Origin of the sequence: Streptomyces pacificus, assembly GCF_011766325.1 — a bacterium.
In the GTDB taxonomy this organism is placed as follows: domain Bacteria; phylum Actinomycetota; class Actinomycetes; order Streptomycetales; family Streptomycetaceae; genus Streptomyces; species Streptomyces pacificus.
Genome location: NZ_BLLG01000014.1, coordinates 23,792 through 43,653 on the forward strand (window position 1 = coordinate 23,792; position 19,862 = coordinate 43,653).

A 19,862-nucleotide genomic window follows, 5' to 3' on the forward strand; every position below is an offset into this window, starting at 1 on the left:
TCCGGTATGCGGGGAATTCTGGCACCGCCTACGCTGACGGGCATGGCCGGAGCGGTGGAACTGGACGTGGGCGGGCGCACCGTGCGCGTGTCCCATCCGGACAAGGTCTACTTTCCCGAACGCGGCTACACCAAGCTGGACGTGGTCCGGTACTACGCCGCCGTGGGCGGCGGCATCACCCGGGCGCTGCGGGACCGTCCCACCACCCTTGAGCGCTACCCCGACGGGGTGGCCGGCGAGTCCTTCTTCCAGAAGCGCGCCCCCACCTACCTGCCGGAGTGGATCCCCACCGCCCACATCACGTTCCCCAGCGGCAGGTCGGCCGACGAGATGTGCCCGACCGAACCCGCGGCCGTGGCCTGGGCCGCCAATCTCGGCGCCGTCACCTTCCACCCCTGGCCGGTCCGCCGGGGGGACACCGACCACCCCGACGAACTGCGCATCGATCTCGACCCGCAGCCCGGTACGGACTACGCCGACGCCGTCCGCGCCGCCCATGAGCTCCGGGACGTCCTCGACGGCGCCGGACTGCGCGGCTGGCCCAAGACGTCCGGCGGACGCGGGCTCCACGTGTTCGTCCCCATCGAACCGCGCTGGACGTTCACCCAGGTCCGGCGTGCCGCGATCGCCTGCGGGCGGCAGCTGGAGCGCCGGATGCCGGACCACGTCACCATCAGATGGTGGAAGGAGGAACGCGGCGCGCGGATCTTCGTCGACTACAACCAGACCGCCCGCGACCGCACCATCGCCTCCGCCTACTCCGTACGGCCCCGCCCCCACGCCCCGGTCTCCGCCCCCCTGCGCTGGGAGGAGATCGACGAAGCCGTGCCCGAGGACTTCGACATCGTGTCGATGCGGGCGCGCTACGCCGAGGCCGGCGATGTGCACGCCGACATGGACGATCACCGCTTCGGCCTGGAGGAGCTGCTGGAACTCGCCCGCCGCGACGAGGCGGAGCACGGGCTGGGCGATCTGCCCTACCCGCCGGAGTACCCGAAGATGCCCGGCGAGCCGAAGCGCGTCCAGCCCAGCCGCGCGAAGAGGGACGCGAAGCGGGGCGCGAAGGGAGATGCGAAGGGGGATGCGGAGCAGCACGCCCGGGGAGGCCCGCAGGGGGACGCCCCGCACGGGTGCACCGCCGAGGGGACCGGGCCGGCGTCCACGAAGACGCGGCGCGGGCCGAGGGAAGGGGCGCCGGGCGCGAAGGGCCGAGGTGAGAGTGCTGCGGGTGGGCGGACGGGGCCGGGGGAGCGCTGAACCGGCGGCTTGGGCGGTCCGGTGCACGGGTGCCCCACCGCGGGGGCGATGGAGCACCCTGGTGCTGCGGTTCCGAAAGCGGGCCTTCTACCGAGACGCGTGAGCTCACCGAGGACGAGGTGAACGACCTGCTCAGCGGCGATGAGCGGGACGCCGGAGGGGACGACGACGAGTACGAGTGGGTGCGGTGAACGTGGCCCCCGCCCGGGCGGGGGCCGTCACTCTCCCCGCCCGGGCGCCTGGAGCGTACGGGCCGTCTCAGGGCCTGGGCAGGGGCAGGCCGGGCATCTGCGGGTGCCGCAGGTGCTGCCCGCCGTCGTACACGTGAAGGGTGAACGTCTCCGGGCCCGGGGCACCGGCCGTGTCGTAGGCATCCAGGACCCGCTCGATCCGCTCCCACAGCCGGACCGGGCCGCCCTCCCTCACCTGCCACCCACCGTCGGCCGGGGTGAGGGTGGCGGCGGAGCCGGTGACTGCGTCGACCAGGTGCACCACCTCGCCGACGGTGACCATCTGCGCGTCCGGGACGGCGCTCTGGGCGAGGAAGCGCAGGTGGAACGCTTCCTCGGTCGCGGGCGGTGATCCGCTCGGGGCTGATCCGCGTGGTCCGGGCCCTCTCGGGAAGGCCCGCGGCCCAATGGGTCGGGTTGCCGAACGCCGGCGCCGCGTGGGTGCGGGCCGACATGAACGACACCGTGCCGGGCAGCAGCTGGCCCTCGGCGGTGCCGTCCTCGGCGACGGTCAGCAGGACGCGGGCGTATCCGTAAAGCCAGCCCGACAGGGTGAGCAGGATCTTCCCGCCCGGCCGGGTCTGCGCGATCAGCGCGGGCGGGACGGCGCGGAAGGAGCAAGCAGCCACGATCCGGTCGAACGATGCTTCGGGCCAGTAGCCGTACAACCCGTCGGCCACGGCCAGGGTCGGGGTGTAGCCACAGTCGTACAGCGTGCCCGCGGCCTGCTCCAGCCGGTGGGGGGCGACCTCGATGCTGGTGACGTCGGCGGAGCCGAGTCGTTCACAGGCGAGCGCGGTGGAGTAGCCGGTGCCGGTGCCGATCTCCAGCACTGTGTGCCCCTCGGAGACGTCGGCGTCCGCCCACATTCGTATGACGAGCGAGGGCAGCGTGGACGACGAGGTCGGCGCCCCGCCGTGCTGTACGGCCGAGTTCTTCCAGTCGGGTTCGTCGCCGTCGAACTGCGTGATCAGCGTGGTGTCGGAGTACGCGGCGGCCAGCCACCGGCCATAGTCGAGCTCGGCGGTCACCGGCTCCCCCGTTCCCGTCGCGCTCGTCGGCGGGCAGGTAGAAGCCCGGTCCACCGCACCGGAGCCGCTCCGCGCCGCTGCCGGCGGGCAAACCCTGCCTGACGCGGTACGCGGACCTGTTTCGGTGAACCGCGAGGAGGCGCGGACGGTCTCCGGTGAACTTCGTCCGGGGTGTGGAGAAACGAGGACCGGCCCACTACCGTGTGCCCGGCCCGACCCGACCCGATTTTCCCGACGGCGGTTCTCCGACGGCAGTGGGGGGTTCACATGGACAGGCGGGGGGAGCGCACCGAGGGCCGCTCCGGCCGGAGGGCGGGTGCGCCATCTCGGGCTGTACGCGGGGCAACTGCCGGACCGCCGGACGGGCCGCGGTCCGGAAAGGGGGCAAGGCGGCGGTGCCCGGGGGCGGTTCGGGGGCACCGCGTTCCGCGGCCGATCCCACGCGGCACCCGCGCTGAGGGTGCGTATCTCGGCGTCCGGCAGGCGCTCCGTGGTGATGCGGAACCGAAGCGACTCAAGGAAGAGGTGCATTCCATGTTGCCTGCCGCGAAGAGGAGCCGGGGAAAATGGCTGGCACTCCTCACCGTCCTCGGGGTGCTGCTCGCCGCTCCCGCTGCATGGGGAGTTCCCCGCCCGGTAGAATCCGGCGCGAGCCGTGTGGCGCAGAACTACCTGGAGCGGTTCTATCCCCGCTGGTTCAGCTACCAGCAGACACGCACGGCCGATCTCCATACCCCCGGCGGGAACGTGCTGTTCGGACCGGACCGGGTCACCCCGCTCTACGGTGCGGTCGTGGCCATCAACGTCGACACGCTGTACGCCAGCGCGATCGTCGAGCCCGGCTCGGAACCCGTGGTCTTCACGATTCCCGAGACCTCCGCGAGCTACTCGCTGTTCACCGCGACGAACTTCGGTGACGTCTTCGACTCGGGTATACCGTCAGGGCAGCCCGGCACCTACGCCTTGACCGCTCCTGACTGGCGCGGCGAGCTCCCCGCCGGAATCACCCGGGTCGACGTCCCCTACCGGCAATCCATGCTGATCATCCGGGGTGACAAGTACAGCGGAGGCCGGAACACGGTCGCCGAGGCGGAGTCGTTCCGGCGGAACCTGCGCATGGCCACCCTGTCCGACTACCTGGCGAACCCGGACGCGGGAAAGACCGAGATCGTGCCGGGCGCGACCTTCGCCATCCGCTACAAGGTGATCGCCGACAGCCTTGTCGCCCGAACGCCGATCGCCTTCCTGCGCCAACTGCAGGCTGCCGTGCACGACCCCAGGACAGCCCCGTTGAGCGGCGGGGAAAAGGCAGTGGCCGCGGAGTTCGACCGCGTCTTCGGCAACGGCAGGAACCTGTCTCTCACGCTACGGCACCAACTCGCCCACGGAGCCCGGCAGGGACACGCCCGGATTACCGAGAACTACCTCGACCACACCACCGAAACCAACTGGGTGAACTTCCGCAACATCGGAGACTGGACTGCCGACGACTATCTGGACCGTTCCGCCGTCGCCGAGTTTCTCCAATGGGGTAACAGCCTTCCCACAGCCGCCTACTGGCACGCCTTCAAGGACGCATCCGGAACCGTGCTCGACGGTGGTTCCCAGGCGTACGTGGTGACTTTCCCTCCCGGGGAACTCCCGGAAACCAGCCGGTTCTGGTCACTGACGGCTTACACCCCGAATGCCGTGACCCTCATACCGAACTCGTCCCGCACATACGCGGTGGCGAGTTACACCCCGGAGATGAAGAGGAATCCGGACGGATCGCTGTCGATCCATCTTTCCCGGACCCGGCCGGCCGGTGTGAACCCGGCGAACTGGATACCCGTGGGCAACGGGGAGTTCAACGTCATGCTGCGCGCGTACGGACCGCGGGGAGGCGCACTCGACGGCAGTTACGTACCTCCCGGCATCACGCCGCTGACCGGGCCCTGAGGCGGGAACGGGCAGGACGGAGAGGGTCGTTTGGACCCTCCGCCGTCCTCCTCGGGGCAGGGCCGAACGGCTGCCCCGGCCAGGCTGCTCGTCGTGCCGAACCGGCCGTCCCGAGATTCCCCGAAGTCGGCGCCGTCATGAGGAGCGCACTCAGCCTGCGCGCTCAGCGGCCGTAATTCGCGTGGCACATGGCGACCAGGGACGGGTCCGCCACGCCGTTCGAGAACCTGCACAGATCGACCATGCCGAAGTCCGTCCGCGGCCGGGGCGACCGCACGGCCGGCAGACTCCCGTCCTTGCGGGGCGGTGCCGACCTGTCCGCCTGGACGGTGCCGCTCCGCTCGCGCGCCTGCCGCTTGGACGCGGCCGCCTGCCCCTGACGCACCCGGGGTGCTTCCCCCCGGGTGGGCTCGGGCACCTCTCCCGGCCGACCGGCGCCCGCCTCATCCGCACCGGTGGGTCCCGGCCGCGCCGGCTCGTCGGGCCCGGTGGCGGCGAGTTCGCCGCGGGGCGGGGCCTGCTCGGCCCGGTGCTCCCGGCCGGCGGGCGACGGCGAGGGGGCGGCTGCGGGCACGATGCCGGGGGTTTGAGGGCGCGGCGTCGCGGGCACGGAGACGCAGCCGCTCGCGGCGAGAGCGGTCGCGGTGAGCAGCAGTGCGAGGGTGAGGGGACTGATCCGGGGGTGCATCCGTCCACCCTGCCGCAGTGCGCGCCGCGCGGGTGATGGCACACGGTCCGACCACCGGCACGAGTGATCACACGGGACCGAGGGCGACGCGGGGGAGAGTCCGGGCGCGGGCGGGCGAGCGGAGCGGCACGGGAACAGGTCGGCGCCGCCCGCATGGCGGGAGGCACCGCGCGGTGCGTTCGCCGTGGGCCGTCCCGCGTGGAGGGCGGCCGAGGCGCGGCAGAGGCGTGGCCCGCTGCCGATACCGATACCGATACCGATACCGAGGCCGGGTCCCGGCCGCGCACGGACGCGGGCCTGGGCAGGGGCGCCGGGGCCGGGCGAGGTGCTGCCGGGGACCCGCCCCGGAGTGTCGCCAGGAGGCCGCGGTGTCGCGGTGTCGCGGCGGTCCAGTGTCGCGCAGGTTCCGGGGCGTCGCACGGCGAGGCCTGCCGGTCCGCCCCGTCGGACCCGTAGAGCGCGGTGGGCCGTACCGGGTGCGGCCGACAGCGGCTGGCAGCGGCCGTTCCCGGGTGCGGGGGACCGGCACCGGGAGCACACTCGGTGGGGTCGGCAGCACACGCACCAGCGGGCGAGGCACGACGACGGTCCCCGGAGCCCGGGAGCCCCGAGACCCGAACCTCCAGGGACCGTGAGGCCCCCGAGGTCCACGTGATCCCCGGCGGCCCCCGCCGGGGTTCGACGGGGCACGAGGGGGCCGCCCGGTCGCCAGGGAAGGAGCGATGTCCCATGCTCACCACCCGCTATCTCACCGGATCCCCCAACTGGCTCGATCTGGCCACCCCCGACCTTCCCGGCGCCGCCTCGTTCTACGGCGGACTCTTCGGCTGGACGTTCCGGTCCGCGGGTCCGGAAGCCGGCGGCTACGGCATGTTCGCACTGGACGGGAGGACCGCGGCCGGAGGGATGCCGGTGCCCCCGGAGCAGGACGCGCCCGGCTGGACCCTCTACTTCCAGTCGGCCATCGCCGACGACACCGCCGAACGGGTGAGGAATTCCGGCGGCTCGGTCACCTACGAGCCGGCGGACGTCTGGGACCTCGGCCGCACGGCCCGCTTCACCGACCCGGCTGGAGCGGTCTTCGCCACCTGGCAACCGGGCACCAGCAGGGGGCTCGACGTCGTCAACGAGACCGGCTCGCTCTGCTGGGCCGAGCTGTGCACCCGGGACCCGGGCACCGCCCTGGAATTCTACCGTGCCGTCTTCGGCTGGGACGAGTTCGCCGTGCCTTTCCCCGGTGGGGGCACCTATGTGACCGTCAACCCGGCCGGTGCCGGCGAGGACGCCATGTTCGCCGGGCTCGTCGCCCTGGACACCGACCCGGTGGAGGCGGCCGGAGCGCCGTACTGGCTGCCCTACTTCGAGGCGACCGACACCGACGCGACCGCCGCCGCGGCCGAGGAACTCGGCGGTACGGTCCGGAGCCGGCCGATCGACATCGAGGACGTCGGCCGCATCGCCAAACTCGCCGACCCCTGCGGAGCCCGCTTCGCGGTGATCGAGTCCTCGGCACTGAGTGCGGGCGGGACGAAGGCGGCCTGAACACGCCATGCAAGCAGCGCGATCGGGACCGCGAACGGCCGGAATGCGCACGTTGAGGATTCATTGACATACCGTTTAGCGCTGCGGGGCACCCTGTGTTCCATGCCCATGAACACCTGCACCGTTCCGATGGCCGATCGCGCACTCTCCTGGCAGGAGAACGCCCTGTGCGCCCAGGTCGGCCCCGACTTCTTCTTCCCGGCCCCCGGCTCGTCCACTCGCGAGGCGAAGGAACTGTGCGGCGCCTGCGAGGGCCGCACGGCGTGCCTGGAGTACGCGCTCGCCAACGACGAGCGCTTCGGTGTCTGGGGCGGCCTCTCGGAGGAGGAACGCAGCATGCTCCGGCGCAACCGCATCCAGCGCCACGGGTAGGGAACCGGCGGGTCCTGTAAGACTTGTGACGACCCGTGACGACCCGTGACGACCCGTGCCGGGTCCCCGTTCCGCGCGGTCCGGAGCGCCGCGGCCGGATCCGTACAACCCCGCCGGCGCGGCGCCCGCGGAGGGCGTAGGGGCGAATGCAGTTCCTTCGGAACGCAGTTCGGGTGGGACGTGTGCGACACGCCCTCGCCCCCTGCACGCTCGTACGAGGCGAGGCGGCCCGCCGGCGGGGGCGGGCAGCCGTGGTGCGGTCCCGCGGTGCGGCCCGGCCCGGCCCCGTCACGGTCCGCTCCGGACGGAGGGCCCTCGGCAACCGGCCCGGCCGCCGGTACGACGGGCCGGGCCGGGCCGTCAGGAGGCCGGGATGCGGAAGGTCTCCCCGTACATCCGCCACTGCAGCGGCGGCGTGAGCCTCATGTTCCCGTTGCGCAGAAACACCCGCTGCGCCGTGTCGATGCGGGAGGTGTCGCGCCAGGCGGGGTTCGTCCGGGTGCGCATGGCCGAACGGCTCTCGTCGAGGAAGACGTTCAGGTACCTCTTCTCCGCACCGCCCTCCGCGGCTGTCCTGGCCCTGTCCATGGCCGCCCGGCGGATGCCGTAGAAGCCGTCGCGGGCGAGACCGGGGCCGTGCAGCAGCATCGCGTCGTAGTAGATGAACTGGCCGAGCGTACCGAGGCCGTCCATCTTGGCGAGCCGGACGGCGGGGTCGAAGTAGATCCGGTCGCGCGCGGCGTCCTGCGCGGCGCGGAAGGCCGGCTTCGCGGCCTCCGTGCTCCATGCGTCGGTGAAACCGGGGTCAAGCCCCTCGTGCGAGTCGCTGCCGTCGACCTTCCTGAGGGCGGGGAGGTACCGGGCCAGCCCGTTGTCCGGGTGGTCGGCGGTGTACGCCTCGACGAGTTGCAGCATGTCGTTGGTGCCGGAGCAGAAGCCGATGCTCCCGGCGGTGTAGCCGTTGCCGTCGCCGAGGTCCTCGATGGCTCCGTACCGGCCGCGCCAGTCCAGGGTGGAGTGCTCGGCGCTGGACACCAGTTGAGCGGCGATCTCCTTCTTGGCCGGGTGCGCGAGGCCCGCGGGCATCCTCGCGATCCGGGCCTCGAGCGCCTGCCGTTCTGACGCCGTGCCGGACGCGAGCGGGTTCTGCACGGGTGCGGCCGTCTTCCGGTCCTCACGGGGCCGGTCGGCGAGCGGGATCTCCTCCTTGCCGCCGATGCCGAGGAACGCGGAAGCGGCGATGGCCACCGGGGCGCCTATGAGGATGATGCGGGTCGCGGGTTTCACGCGGCCAAGGTTACGGTGCGCGCTCGCCGGTTCGATGCCCGTCCCGCTGAACGCGGGATTCCGGGCGGACCAAGACGTGTGGTGGCGCCTGCCCGACCGGTCGCCGATGGGTCGGGCCCACTGGCCGGGGTGGTGTCGTCCTGGGCGGCTGCCGGACGCTCCGGATGGGGCGTCGCCGCCCCGCCCCACCGCCCCGCCCCGCCCCACCGCGCCGGCCCGGTGGCCTCCGGGGCGCGCCCAGGGCCGCGGCTCGCCGGCGCCCGGCCGCACCGCCCTCGGCCGTCGCCGGCCCCGCCGGCTGCGCCGACGTGGGAAAGCGAGTGGGGCAGTCCGCTCGGCCCGCGTCCGGGCGACGCCACCGAGGTGTGCCTGCCGCCTCCGGTACGGCAGGCACCGCCGGAGGACCCGGCGCCACCGCACGAGGCGCGGCCGCGCCGGACGCCCTCCGGGAGCACCGGTGCCGGTGCTCCCGGAGGGGGACGTGCCGCTCAGCCCTTGGCGCGGGCGGCCAGCCGGGCCCTGCGGGCCGCGAGCTTCTCGTCGAACTTGGCGGCCTCGGTGTTGAGTCCGCCCATGTACAGTCCCAGTTCCTCCTGGGCCTTCATACCCTCGGGGCCGAGCCCGTCGATGTCCATCACCTTCAAGAAGCGCAGCACCGGCTGCAGCACGTCGTCGTGGTGGATCCGCAGGTTGTAGATCTCGCCGATCGCCATCTGCGCCGCCGCGCGCTCGAACCCCGGTATCCCGTGCCCGGGCATCCGGAAGTTCACCACCACGTCCCGTACCGCCTGCATGGTCAGGTCCGGCGCGATCTCGAAGGCCGCGCCGAGCAGGTTCCGGTAGAAGACCATGTGCAGGTTCTCGTCGGTGGCGATGCGTGCGAGCATCCGGTCGCAGACGGGGTCGCCCGACTGGTGGCCGGTGTTGCGGTGGGAGATACGGGTGGCGAGCTCCTGGAAGGCGACATATGCGACGGAGTGCAGCATCGAGTGGCGGTTGTCGGACTCGAAGCCCTCCGACATGTGCGCCATCCGGAACTGCTCCAGCTTGTCCGGGTCCACGGCCCGCGAGGTCAGCAGGTAGTCGCGCATCACGATCCCGTGCCGGCCCTCCTCCGCGGTCCAGCGGTGCACCCAGGTGCCCCAGGCGCCGTCGCGGCCGAAGAGGGTCGCGATCTCGTGGTGGTAGCTGGGCAGGTTGTCCTCGGTCAGCAGATTGACGACGAGGGCGGTCTTCCCGATGTCGGTGACCTTGGACTGGCCGGGCTCCCAGGCCTCGCCGTCCTCGAAGACGCCGGGGAAGTTCCGGCCGTCCGTCCACGGCACGTACTCGTGCGGCATCCAGTCCTTGGCGACCCCGAGGTGGCGGTTGAGCTCCTTCTCCACGACCTCCTCCAGCGCGTACAGCAGCCGGGCGTCGGTCCACACTTCCGAACTGCCGAGGTGGGGAGAGGTGATCGTCACGGGGGCTCCTGGGAACGGGTGGGGCAGGGACATCGGCGAGCGGAACGCACGGCGGACGAGGCCGGGGTACCGGCCGGATCGCCGGATACGTTCTACCTACGACCTCGTAGGTTACGAAACCGTAGGTTAAAGGCGCGATAAGCCGTCGTCCAAGCGCGCGGTGGTGATGTCCGCATGCGCTCTGTCATGTGTGCAGGTCCCGGAGCCGCACGGAGAGGCACGTCACGCAGCCCTCGAGCTTCTCGAACTCGCTGATGTCCACCAGAACCGGCTCGTACCCCAGGTCGGTGAACAGCTCCGCCGTCTTGGGAGCGCTCGCCGCCATCAGCAGTTTCGCGCCACCGAGCAGCACCACGTGCGCCCCGGCCTCCTCGGGGACCGGCAGGAACCGCGGGAACAGCGAAGGCCGCTCGACCAGCGGCTCGTAGCCGATCACGGTCCCGTCGGGCAGCGCGGTCACGGCGGACTTCAGATGGAGCACCCGTGACACGGGTACGGCGACGACCCGTGCCCCCAGCGGCTCGAAGACCGCCCTGACCTGCCGTACCCCGGCCGCGTTGGTGCGTCCGCCGCTGCCGACATAGACGGTGTCGCCGATCTTGAGCACATCGCCGCCGTCGAGCGTGCCGGGCTCCCACACCCAGTTCACGGAGCAGCCGAGCCTCGCCACGGCCTCCTCCACCCCGGCCGTCTCCCGGCGCCGGGTCTCGGCCCCGGGACGGGCGATGAGGGCGACGTTGCGGAACATCACCACGGTGTCCTCGATGAAGACCCCGTCCGGGCAGTCGTCGGCGGGCTCCGCCTCGACCGTCTCCCAGCCGTGCGCCCGGAGGGCCTCGCCGTACGCCCTCCACTGGGCGAGCGCCATCCGGGGGTCGACGGGGCGGCGCTCCACATGGGTGACCAGGCCGTCGGCCACGCGCGGGCTGGGGCGTCGAATCAGGGCTCTTCTGCTCGGCACGGGCTCTCCAGGGAGCGAATTGGGGGGTGGCAGCGCCATCATGAGCCCCACCTGCCCCGCTCCGTCCCGTTCCACACTGCGGGAGGGTCTGCCCGGCGGCCGCCCGCCGCGGAACCTGCGAGGCGGCTGCCCGCCCCCGGCTGCCCGCCCGCGGCTGTCCGCCCGCGGCTGTCCGCCCCCGGCTGCCCGCCCGCGGCTGTCCGCCCGGCGGCCGGGACCCCCGCTGCCGCGCGGCCGTCACGCCCTCCTCGGGTCGTACGGGCTCAGGCCCCCGTCGACTGCTCCCCGACCTCCTCGGCGGTCGTCGGCCGAAGTCCACCGTCCAGCAGCAGCCAGCGGGTGATGCCCAGCGACTCCAGGAAGGCGGTGTCGTGGCTCGCCACGATCAGCGCTCCCTCGTAGGCCTCCAGGGCCTCCGTGAGCCCCCGCACGCTCGCCATGTCGAGGTTGTTCGTCGGCTCGTCCAGCATCATCAGCTGCGGGGCGGGCTCGGCGAGCAGCAGCGCCGCCAGTGCGGCTCGGAACCGCTCCCCTCCGGAGAGGGTGCCGGCCGGCCGGTCGGCACGCTCCCCGCGGAACAGGAAGCGGGCCAGCCGTGCCCGGATCATGTTGTCCGTCGCCTGCGGTGCGAAGCGCGCGACGTTCCGCACGACGCTCAGCTCCTCGTCGAGCACGTCCAGCCGCTGCGGCAGGAAGCGCAGCGGTACCTGCACCTCCACCTCGCCCGCCACCGGCCGCAGCTCCCCGGCGATGGTCCGCAGCAGGGTCGTCTTGCCGGCCCCGTTGCGTCCGACGAGCGCGATCCGCTCCGGTCCCCGAAGCTCGAAACCCCCTTCCACCCGCGCCCCGTAGCGGAGTTCCACCTCGCCCATGCGCAGCACCCCGCGGCCCGGATGGACCCGGGTGTGCGGCAGTTCGACGCGGATCCGGTCATCCTCCCGCACCGCGTCCGCGGCTTCCGAAAGCCGCTCCCGCGCCTCGTTCAGCCTCTCCGTGTGCATGGTGCGGTGCTTGCCGGCCGAGACCTGCGCCTGGCGCCGGCGCTCGCCCATCACGACCTTCGGCTCGCGCTTCTGCTCGTACATCTTCTGCCCGTACCGCTTCCGGCGGGAGAGCTTCACCTGCGCCTCGGCCAGTTCGCGCTTCTGCCGCCGCACGTCGGCCTCCGCGACGCGCACCATCCGCCCGGCTGCCTCCTGCTCGACGGTCAGCGCCTCCTCATAGGCCGAGTACGCCCCGCCGTACCAGGTCACCGCGCCGTCGCGGAGGTCGGCGATCTGATCGACCCGCTCGAGGAGTTCACGGTCGTGGCTGACCACGATCATCACCCCGGACCAGGCCTCCACGGCCTCGTAGAGCCGCCCGCGGGCGAACAGGTCCAGGTTGTTGGTCGGTTCGTCGAGCAGCAGGACGTCAGGCCGGGCCAGCAGCAGCGCCGCGAGTCTGAGCAGTACGCACTCCCCGCCCGAGATCTCGCCCACGGTCCGGTCGAGGCCGACGCGCCCGAGACCCAGCTGTGCGAGAGCGGCGACGGCCCGCTCCTCCACGTCCCAGTCGTCGCCGACCGCCGTGAAGTGCTCCTCCCGCACGTCGCCGGCCTCGATCGCATGCAGCGCGGTGCGGGTGGCGGCGATGCCGAGCGCCTCGTCGACCCGCAACGCCGTGTCGAGCACGGCGTTCTGCGGCAGATACCCGACCCGGCCCGAGGTCCGCACCACGCCCTCGGTGGGGGCGAGTTCGCCGGCGATCAGCCGCAGCAGTGTCGACTTGCCCGAGCCGTTGAGTCCGATCAGCCCCGTCCTGCCGGGACCGACGGCCAGGTGGAAGTCCGCCAGCACGTCGGTGCCGTCGGGCCAGGAGAAGGCCAGCGAGGAGCACGTCACATAGGTGGGGAAGGTAGACATACGGGTCTCCCTGTTGCGTCGGAAGAAGAAAAGGGGCAACGGGTGAGACACCGGTCGGACGGCGCGGAGGCCCTGGTCCGGGAACGGGACGGCTCGCAGGCCGAGGTCGCACACGGGCACGCGGGCGGAAAGCCGCGTGACACGGTGTCTCAGGACCTCAGACGAGCAACGTCCTTCTCCGATCGACGACAACAGGTACGGATGAGAAGCTACGCCCACCGGGGTCGGCGGGCAAACGATTTACGGGGCGGGGCCGGTACCCCGGGTCGGCGCCTGCCGCCCCGGCCCGGCGCCCGGCGTCGGCAGTTCAGTGCGCGTCGCGCATCAACTGGGCCAGGTCCGCGTCCAGATCGAGGTGGAGGTGCTCCCGGCCGGCTGGTACGAGCCCCTGGCTCCGCTTGAGGAAGCGGCGGACGTCGGAGCTGCGGACGTGCACCATCGCGGTCCCCTGCGGCGCGTGGAACTCCAGCACGGTCCTGTCGTACCCGTAGGGCCGTACCCGCACATCGCCCAGCCCGGTGGGCTCGTCCAGGCCGCGCAGGAGCAGATCGCGCGAGAACACCCAGGACACGTCGGTGCCGTCCAGCGTCGCCGAGGCGGGAAAGGACATCCTCACGGCGAAGGGGTCGCGGCTGTCGTAGCGCAGGGTTGCCGGCACGGACTCCATGCGTGGTGCGGAGGAGACCAGACGGGCCTGCACGGCCTGCTCGATGACGCTGGACAAGGCCCGCTCTCCCTCGGGTAGCTGCTGTCGGCGTCGGTCCTCTGCCTCGGCCGAGGGCGACGCCGGTCCTCTGCCGAGGAGGAAGACGGGAGAAAGCCGTGATCCGTGCATCGACCGGGGATGTGAGCTGCATCACCCCCGGGGAAGCGGTCGTGAGCGGCAGCCCCCGGCCGTCGTGTGCGTGTCCGACGCCGCGATCCCCTCGGCCCGCTCGCGGTCGACGCCCGGGGCGAACAGCGCATCTCCGTACCGCGGTTCCTTCCGACCAGAGGCGACCAGGACGCCCGCCGGGGGAGGGCCTCCCGCCAGGCCGTACCAGGCCGTACCAGGCCGTATGGCGGTCTGCGCTACTCCTCGACGCTCGGTGGGGGCCGCTTCGGCCGATTCCCCGACGAACACGGCCGGGGGCCGGCGCCGCGTCAGGCGGCGTTCACCCCGCCCATGGCACCGGCCCCGGCGCCCGTCACCCGTCCGGCACCGCTGGGCCGTTCCCCTGGGCTGTTCCGCCGTCCGGCATCCGCCCGCGACCGCGGCGCCGGCGGCGTCCGGACCGGAACCCCTGGTCCGCCGGCCGCTGGACCGGCGGGCGGGGCCGGGCTTCACCGCGCGTCCGCGACGCGGAAGACGACGCCCGCGGCCACCAGCCGTGCCAGCAGGGCGTCGCCCATCGCGACGGCCGTGGTGACCTGGCCCGCGGTGGCGGGGAGTTCGTCCAGGGCGAGGCTGAGCACCGACTCCGCGAGCATCTTCGCCGTCTCGCCGTAGCCGGGGTCGCCGCCGGACACCTCCGTGAAGACCCGGCGGCCGCCGCCCTCTCCCACGAAGCGAACCCGGAACCAGCTGCGCTCGCGCTGCTCGGCGCCGGGGCCGCGGCCGGGCTCGTAACGGTTCATCAGCCACGTGCGGACGGGCCCGATCCTGGCCAGCGCGGCGAGGGCACCGAGCGCGACGGGGCCGCCGATCGCCATGGGCAGCGTCCGCACCGAGGCGTAGTGCCGGTAGCGGAAGTCGGGGCCGTACCGCTCCAGTCCCGCGGCGGAGCGGGCCACGATCCGGGGGTCCAGCGTCGGCAGCGGGAGTGCCCAGGTGCCGGTCTCCCGGCTGAAGCGCGGGGTACCCAGCGGCGCCCTGGCGCGGCGGGCCGAGAGCCGCGGCTCATGGAGCCTGCGCTCCCGCGCGGTGTGCGCTGCCTGCCGCTGTCTGCCCATCGCCGTGAGCGCGGAGGCGAACGTCCCGCCGGAGAAGATCCCGCCCGCGGTGACGAAGCCGTCGACGCGCAGCGGTACGTCCCGCGGCAGCTGCCGGACCGTGAAGTAGGCGCCCAGATCGTGCGGCACCGAGTCGAAGCCGCAGGCGTGCACCAGCCGGGCGCCCGTCTCGCGGGCCCGTGCGTCGTGCCGTAGGTAGACGGAGTCGACGAACTCCGGTTCGCCGGTGAGGTCGGCGTAGTCCGTCCCGGCGTCCGCGCAGGCGGCGACCAGTGGCTCGCCGTACCAGAGGTACGGGCCGACGGTCGTCGCCACCACGCGCGCCGACTCGGCCAGCGCGCGCAGCGAGTCCGGTTCGCCGGCGTCCGCGACGACGAGCGGCAGCCCGGCGCAGGCCGGGTTGATCGCGGCGAGCCGTTCGCGCAACTGCTCCAGCCGCGCCCGGCTGCGGCCCGCGACGGCCCAGCGGCAGCCCTCGGGGGCGTGCGCGGCCAGGTACTCCGCGGTGAGGGCGCCGACGAATCCGGTCGCGCCGAAGAGCACGATGTCGTACGGCCGCTCCGGCCCGCTCTGCCTTTTCACTGGCCCTCCACCGGGTCGTGGGTCCTGTCCCGCGCCGCGCCGTATGCCGCCGGCCGAGGCTAGCGTGAGCGCGGACGGCGTGCTCCACCGGGAGGCCCCCGCCTCGGCAGGCGCGGGTCAGAGGACGGCGCCTTTTCCCACCACCCGATCCCCGGCTCGGCCCGCAGCCCGGCCGCAGCCCGTCCTCACCGTGGATCCCCGGCCCGGCCCGCACCCCTTCCTCGCACCGGATCCCCGCCCCGGCCCTCGCTGCCCGCACGGGCGGCGCCTCAGCGGTAGTCGTCCGGGTGGTCCTGCATCCAGGTGTTGATCCGGTCGCGCGTGCCGACGAGTTCGTCCTGGTGGGCCCTGAGGTTCGGGTACGAGCGGTCGGTGCCGATCGCCGTGCGGAGACCGGCGATCCACTCGATCGGCTCCGGGAAGTGGCCGGGGCCCTTGGGGTCGGCCTTCATCGCCCGGTCGAGCTCTTCCAGCTCGTCGTACACGCGGCCGAGGAAGTACGCGCACTGCCCCTCCGTCGTACAGCCGTCGCCGAGCGTGGCTTGGAGACCCGCGAAGGCGTCACGGACCCTCACGGGTGGCGGTGTGTCCATGGCCCCGGGGGTGGCGGCGTCCTCGGGCGCGGGTGTCGCGGAGGGCTGTTGCCGCGGTGCCGCCGTCGTGGCCTGCGCCGCCCCGGTACCGGCCGCCGGGCTTCCCCCGGTCGCGGGCGGGCCCCCGGCGGTGGAGCAGGCGACCAGCAGTGCCGCCGGAAGTGCGACGAGCGCCGCGGCACGTAGAGGGCGGGGTATACGCAAGGAGACTCCTGTTCCCGGATAGGGCCGCAGACGTTCCCGGATAGGGCGGCAGACCCCGTCGCCGTTGGGGGGCGACCAAGCGCTTGCTCGGCTCAGGGGCTTGTGCGGAGTGGAACGTGTTCTTAACATCGCCGATGTTACATCAGTTGTGTCACAGGACTGGGGGCTTCATGGCAGCGACAGGGCACGGCCCGCCCGGCGGTCCGCTGGCCGGTGTGCGGGTGGTCGAACTGGCGGGCATCGGGCCCGGACCGTTCGCCGCCATGCTGCTGGCGGACCTCGGTGCCGATGTCGTGCGCGTGGACCGTCCCGGCGGCGCAGGGCTGGCGATCGACCCCGCCCACGACCTGACGAACCGGAACAAGAGGTCCGTGCTGGTCGACCTCAAGGCCGACGGAGGCCCCGGCCGGGTCCTGGACCTCGTGGAGCGCGCCGACGTGCTCATCGAGGGCTACCGGCCCGGCGTGGCCGAGCGGCTCGGGGTCGGGCCGGAGGAGTGCCATGCCCGCAACCCGCGGCTGGTCTACGGCCGGATGACCGGCTGGGGCCAGGAGGGGCCGCTCGCCGAGCGTGCCGGGCACGACATCGCGTACATCGCCGTCACCGGCACCCTCGGCATGATCGGGAAGGCGGAGGAGCCGCCCGCAGTCCCCGCGAACCTCCTCGGGGACTACGCGGGCGGCTCGCTGTACCTCGCCGTCGGCGTGCTGGCCGCGCTCCAGCACGCCCGAAGCCCCGGTGGCACGGGGCAGGTCGTCGACGCGGCGATCGTCGACGGCGCCGCACACCTCGCCACGATGATCCACGGGATGATGGCCGCGGGCGGCTGGCAGGACCGCCGGGGCGCCAACCTCCTCGACGGCGGCTGCCCCTTCTACGGCAGCTACGAGACCGCCGACGGCCGGTACATGGCGGTCGGCGCGCTCGAGCAGCGGTTCTACGACGAGTTCATCCGGCTGCTCGGGATCGAGGGCGAGGTGCCCGCCCGCAAGGACTTCGCCCGCTGGGGGCAGCTGCGCTCCGCCGTCGCCGAGCGCTTCCGGAGCAGGACGCGGGACGAATGGACCGCGGTGTTCGAGGACTCCGACGCGTGCGTGGCGCCGGTGCTCTCGCTGAGCGAGGCGCCCGGGCATCCGCATCTGGCGGCCCGCGGCACCTTCACCGGCCACGGCGGGATCATCCAGCCGTCCCCGGCCCCCCGGTTCTCCGCCACCCCCGGCGCCGTCCGGCGCCCGCCCGCACAACCCGGCGCCGACACCGAGGAGATCGCCCGGGACTGGGGTGTTCCCGGCATCCTGGGTGCCCGAGCCACCCGACCGGACCCGACCGCAGCCGGCCCGAAGGGGCTCCAGACATGAGACGGCAGATCTTCGACGCCGAGCACGAGGCGTTCCGCGAGACCGTCCGCACCTTCCTCGGCAAGGAGGTGCTGCCCCACTACGAGCGGTGGGAGAAGGCCGGCGTCGTATCCCGCGACGCCTGGCTGGCGGCCGGCCGCCAGGGCCTGCTGGGGCCTGCCGTGCCCGAGGAGTACGGCGGCGGCGGGAACACCGACTACCGCTACAGCGCCGTCCTCACCGAGGAGTTCGCCCGCGTCGGCGCCTCCGGCCTCGCGATCGGGCTGCACAACGACGTCATCGGCCCGTATCTCACCTCCCTCGCCACCGAGGAGCAGAAGCGGCGCTGGCTGCCCGGTTTCTGCAGCGGCGAGACCGTCACGGCCATCGCGATGACCGAGCCGGGTGCCGGCTCGGACCTCCAGGGCATCCGTACCACGGCCGAGGACAGGGGCGGCCACTGGCTGCTCAACGGGTCCAAGACGTTCATCTCCAACGGCATCCTCGCCGACCTGGTGATCGTCGTCGCCAGGACCACCCCCGAAGGGGGCGCCAAGGGGCTGTCGCTGCTGGTCGTGGAGCGCGGCATGGCGGGCTTCGAACGCGGCCGCAACCTCGACAAGATCGGACAGAAGGCGCAGGACACGGCCGAGCTCTTCTTCGAGGACGTGCGGGTCCCCAAGGAGAACCTCCTCGGGCGGCTCGACGGCGCGTTCGTCCACCTGATGACCAACCTGGCCCAGGAGCGGCTGGGCATCGCCGTCGCCGCCGTCGCCGCCGCCGAGTACCTGCTGGAGATCACGACCCGGTATGTGAAGGAGCGCGAGGCGTTCGGCAGGCCGCTGGCGAAGCTCCAGCACATCCGCTTCGAGATAGCCGAGATGGCCACCGAGTGCGCTGTGACCCGGGCGTTCCTCGACCGCTGCATCGTCGACCACGGCGAGGGGCGGCTGGATGCGGTGCACGCCTCGATGGCCAAGTGGTGGGCGACGGAGCTGCAGAAGCGGGTCGCCGACCGCTGCCTGCAACTGCACGGCGGATACGGCTATATGGCGGAGTACCGGGTCGCCAGGGCCTTCACGGACGGCCGTATCCAGACGATCTACGGGGGCACCACCGAGATCATGAAGGAGATCATCGGCCGCTCGCTGCTCTCCTGACGGCCCGCCTCCCCCGCCGCCCGCCTCTCCCGGCCGCTTCTCCCGGCCCGCCTCCTCCCCCCGCCCGCTTCTCCCGGCCCGCCCGTCCCCCCGAACCTCCCGCCGCCGCACCCTCATCCGTGAAGCGAAAGGCTCTGTTGTGAGTACCGAAGCGTATGTGTACGACGCGATCCGCACCCCGCGCGGCCGCGGCAAGGCCAACGGCGCCCTGCACGGCACCAAGCCCATCGATCTCGTCGTCGGCCTGATCCACGAGATCCGCTCCCGCTTCCCCGGCCTCGACCCGGCCGCGATCGACGACATCGTCCTCGGAGTCGTGGGCCCGGTCGGCGACCAGGGCTCGGACATCGCCCGGATCTCCGCCATCGCCGCCGGACTTCCCGACACCGTGGCCGGCGTCCAGGAGAACCGCTTCTGCGCCTCCGGCCTGGAGGCCGTCAACATGGCGGCGATGAAGGTCCGCTCCGGCTGGGAGGACCTGGTGCTCGCCGGCGGCGTGGAATCGATGTCCCGCGTGCCGATGGCGTCCGACGGCGGAGCCTGGTTCGCCGACCCGATGACCAACTTCGACACCCACTTCGTGCCGCAGGGCATCGGCGCCGACCTGATCGCCACCATCGAGGGATTCTCCCGGCGGGACGTGGACGAGTACGCGGCGCTGTCCCAGGAGCGGGCGGCCGCCGCCTGGAAGGACGGCCGCTTCGACCGCTCCGTCGTCCCCGTCAGGGACCGCAGCGGCCTCGTCGTCCTCGACCACGACGAGCACCTGCGCCCCGGCACCACCGCGGAGTCGCTGGCCTCCCTCAAGCCGTCGTTCGCGGGCATCGGGGACATGGGCGGCTTCGACGCCGTCGCGCTCCAGACGTACCACTGGGTGGAGACCATCGACCACGTCCACCACGCGGGCAACTCCTCGGGCATCGTCGACGGCGCCTCGCTCGTGGCCGTCGGCTCCGAGGAGGTCGGCCGGCGGTACGGTCTCACGCCCCGGGCACGGATCGTGTCCGCCGCGGTCTCCGGATCCGAGCCGACCATCATGCTCACCGGGCCGGCGCCCGCCACCCGCAAGGCGCTCGCCCGGGCCGGGCTGACGATCGACGACATCGACCTCGTCGAGATCAACGAGGCGTTCGCCGCCGTCGTCCTGCGCTTCGTCAAGGACATGGGGCTCTCCCTCGACAAGGTCAACGTCAACGGAGGAGCCATCGCGCTCGGCCACCCGCTCGGCGCCACCGGAGCCATGATCCTCGGCTCCCTCGTCGACGAACTGGAGCGCGAGGACAAGCGGTACGGCCTCGCCACCCTCTGCGTCGGCGGCGGCATGGGCATCGCCACGATCGTCGAACGCGTCTGACCCCTCGTCCCCTCCCGCCCCTTCCCC

The 19,862-nt window shown here is 72.7% G+C and carries 15 protein-coding genes and 2 pseudogenes; 8 read left to right on the plus strand and 9 right to left on the minus strand.

Annotated elements, in window-relative coordinates:
* Positions 1-42 precede the first annotated feature (42 nt).
* Both ligD and SCWH03_RS20635 read left to right on the plus strand, forming a co-directional pair.
* Positions 43-1,044, plus strand: a pseudogene (gene ligD, locus SCWH03_RS20630) (non-homologous end-joining DNA ligase); the annotation flags it as partial.
* A gap of 242 nt (positions 1,045-1,286) precedes the next feature.
* Positions 1,287-1,448 carry a hypothetical protein gene (locus SCWH03_RS20635; protein WP_173265778.1) on the plus strand — a complete coding sequence of 54 codons (162 nt, stop codon included), beginning with the start codon at positions 1,287-1,289 and terminating at the stop codon, positions 1,446-1,448.
* Positions 1,449-1,515: 67 nt separating this feature from the next.
* Here SCWH03_RS20635 and tgmC read toward each other — a convergent pair.
* Positions 1,516-2,567 (minus strand): annotated as a pseudogene (gene tgmC, locus SCWH03_RS20640) (ATP-grasp peptide maturase system methyltransferase); the annotation flags it as partial.
* A 485-nt stretch (positions 2,568-3,052) separates the two neighbouring features.
* Here tgmC and SCWH03_RS20645 point away from each other — a divergent pair.
* Positions 3,053-4,456 carry a DUF1214 domain-containing protein gene (locus SCWH03_RS20645; protein WP_254076907.1) on the plus strand — a complete coding sequence of 468 codons (1,404 nt, stop codon included), beginning with the start codon at positions 3,053-3,055 and terminating at the stop codon, positions 4,454-4,456.
* Positions 4,457-4,619: 163 nt separating this feature from the next.
* Here the strand turns inward: SCWH03_RS20645 and SCWH03_RS20650 are convergent, their stop codons facing one another.
* Positions 4,620-5,144, minus strand: coding sequence for a hypothetical protein (locus SCWH03_RS20650; RefSeq protein WP_173265779.1), 525 nt, complete (start codon positions 5,142-5,144; stop codon positions 4,620-4,622).
* A gap of 729 nt (positions 5,145-5,873) precedes the next feature.
* Between SCWH03_RS20650 and SCWH03_RS20655 the strand changes: the two genes are divergently transcribed.
* Together SCWH03_RS20655 and SCWH03_RS20660 are read left to right on the plus strand one after the other, a co-directional pair.
* On the plus strand, positions 5,874-6,686 hold the full coding sequence (locus SCWH03_RS20655) for a VOC family protein (protein ID WP_173265780.1): 813 nt from the start codon (positions 5,874-5,876) through the stop codon (positions 6,684-6,686).
* A 102-nt stretch (positions 6,687-6,788) separates the two neighbouring features.
* Positions 6,789-7,058: a WhiB family transcriptional regulator gene (locus SCWH03_RS20660; RefSeq protein ID WP_173265781.1), complete on the plus strand. Its 270-nt coding sequence runs from the start codon at positions 6,789-6,791 to the stop codon at positions 7,056-7,058.
* A gap of 360 nt (positions 7,059-7,418) precedes the next feature.
* On the opposite strand, the gene SCWH03_RS20665 is transcribed toward SCWH03_RS20660, so the two are convergent.
* The 7 genes from SCWH03_RS20665 to SCWH03_RS20695 all read right to left on the minus strand — a co-directional run bounded on the left by SCWH03_RS20665 (position 7,419) and on the right by SCWH03_RS20695 (position 15,984).
* Positions 7,419-8,345, minus strand: a complete 927-nt coding sequence (locus SCWH03_RS20665) for a chitosanase (protein WP_254076908.1) — start codon at positions 8,343-8,345, stop codon at positions 7,419-7,421.
* A 488-nt stretch (positions 8,346-8,833) separates the two neighbouring features.
* Complete coding sequence (locus SCWH03_RS20670) at positions 8,834-9,808, minus strand: acyl-ACP desaturase (RefSeq protein ID WP_173265782.1); 975 nt, start codon at positions 9,806-9,808, stop codon at positions 8,834-8,836.
* A 184-nt stretch (positions 9,809-9,992) separates the two neighbouring features.
* Positions 9,993-10,769, minus strand: coding sequence for a dimethylargininase (gene ddaH / locus SCWH03_RS20675; RefSeq protein ID WP_173265783.1), 777 nt, complete (start codon positions 10,767-10,769; stop codon positions 9,993-9,995).
* 263 nt (positions 10,770-11,032) lie between these two features.
* Complete coding sequence (locus SCWH03_RS20680) at positions 11,033-12,673, minus strand: ABC-F family ATP-binding cassette domain-containing protein (protein WP_173265784.1); 1,641 nt, start codon at positions 12,671-12,673, stop codon at positions 11,033-11,035.
* A gap of 307 nt (positions 12,674-12,980) precedes the next feature.
* On the minus strand, positions 12,981-13,397 hold the full coding sequence (gene ssgD, locus SCWH03_RS20685; RefSeq protein ID WP_173265785.1) for a spore wall synthesis regulator SsgD: 417 nt from the start codon (positions 13,395-13,397) through the stop codon (positions 12,981-12,983).
* A gap of 599 nt (positions 13,398-13,996) precedes the next feature.
* On the minus strand, positions 13,997-15,187 hold the full coding sequence (locus tag SCWH03_RS20690) for a saccharopine dehydrogenase family protein (protein WP_173265786.1): 1,191 nt from the start codon (positions 15,185-15,187) through the stop codon (positions 13,997-13,999).
* Positions 15,188-15,456: 269 nt separating this feature from the next.
* A complete protein-coding gene (locus SCWH03_RS20695) occupies positions 15,457-15,984 on the minus strand; it encodes a hypothetical protein (protein WP_173265787.1) in 528 nt (175 codons plus the stop codon).
* Between the two features lie 170 nt (positions 15,985-16,154).
* Here SCWH03_RS20695 and SCWH03_RS20700 point away from each other — a divergent pair, with 170 nt between their 5' ends.
* The 3 genes from SCWH03_RS20700 (at position 16,155) to SCWH03_RS20710 (ending at position 19,835) form a co-directional block, all read left to right on the plus strand.
* Positions 16,155-17,342, plus strand: a complete 1,188-nt coding sequence (locus SCWH03_RS20700; RefSeq protein WP_173265788.1) for a CaiB/BaiF CoA transferase family protein — start codon at positions 16,155-16,157, stop codon at positions 17,340-17,342.
* Complete coding sequence (locus tag SCWH03_RS20705) at positions 17,339-18,481, plus strand: acyl-CoA dehydrogenase family protein (RefSeq protein ID WP_173265789.1); 1,143 nt, start codon at positions 17,339-17,341, stop codon at positions 18,479-18,481. The genes SCWH03_RS20700 and SCWH03_RS20705 overlap by 4 nt, the downstream gene beginning before the upstream one ends.
* 139 nt (positions 18,482-18,620) lie before the next feature.
* On the plus strand, positions 18,621-19,835 hold the full coding sequence (locus SCWH03_RS20710) for an acetyl-CoA C-acetyltransferase (RefSeq protein WP_173265790.1): 1,215 nt from the start codon (positions 18,621-18,623) through the stop codon (positions 19,833-19,835).
* Positions 19,836-19,862: the final 27 nt, after the last annotated feature.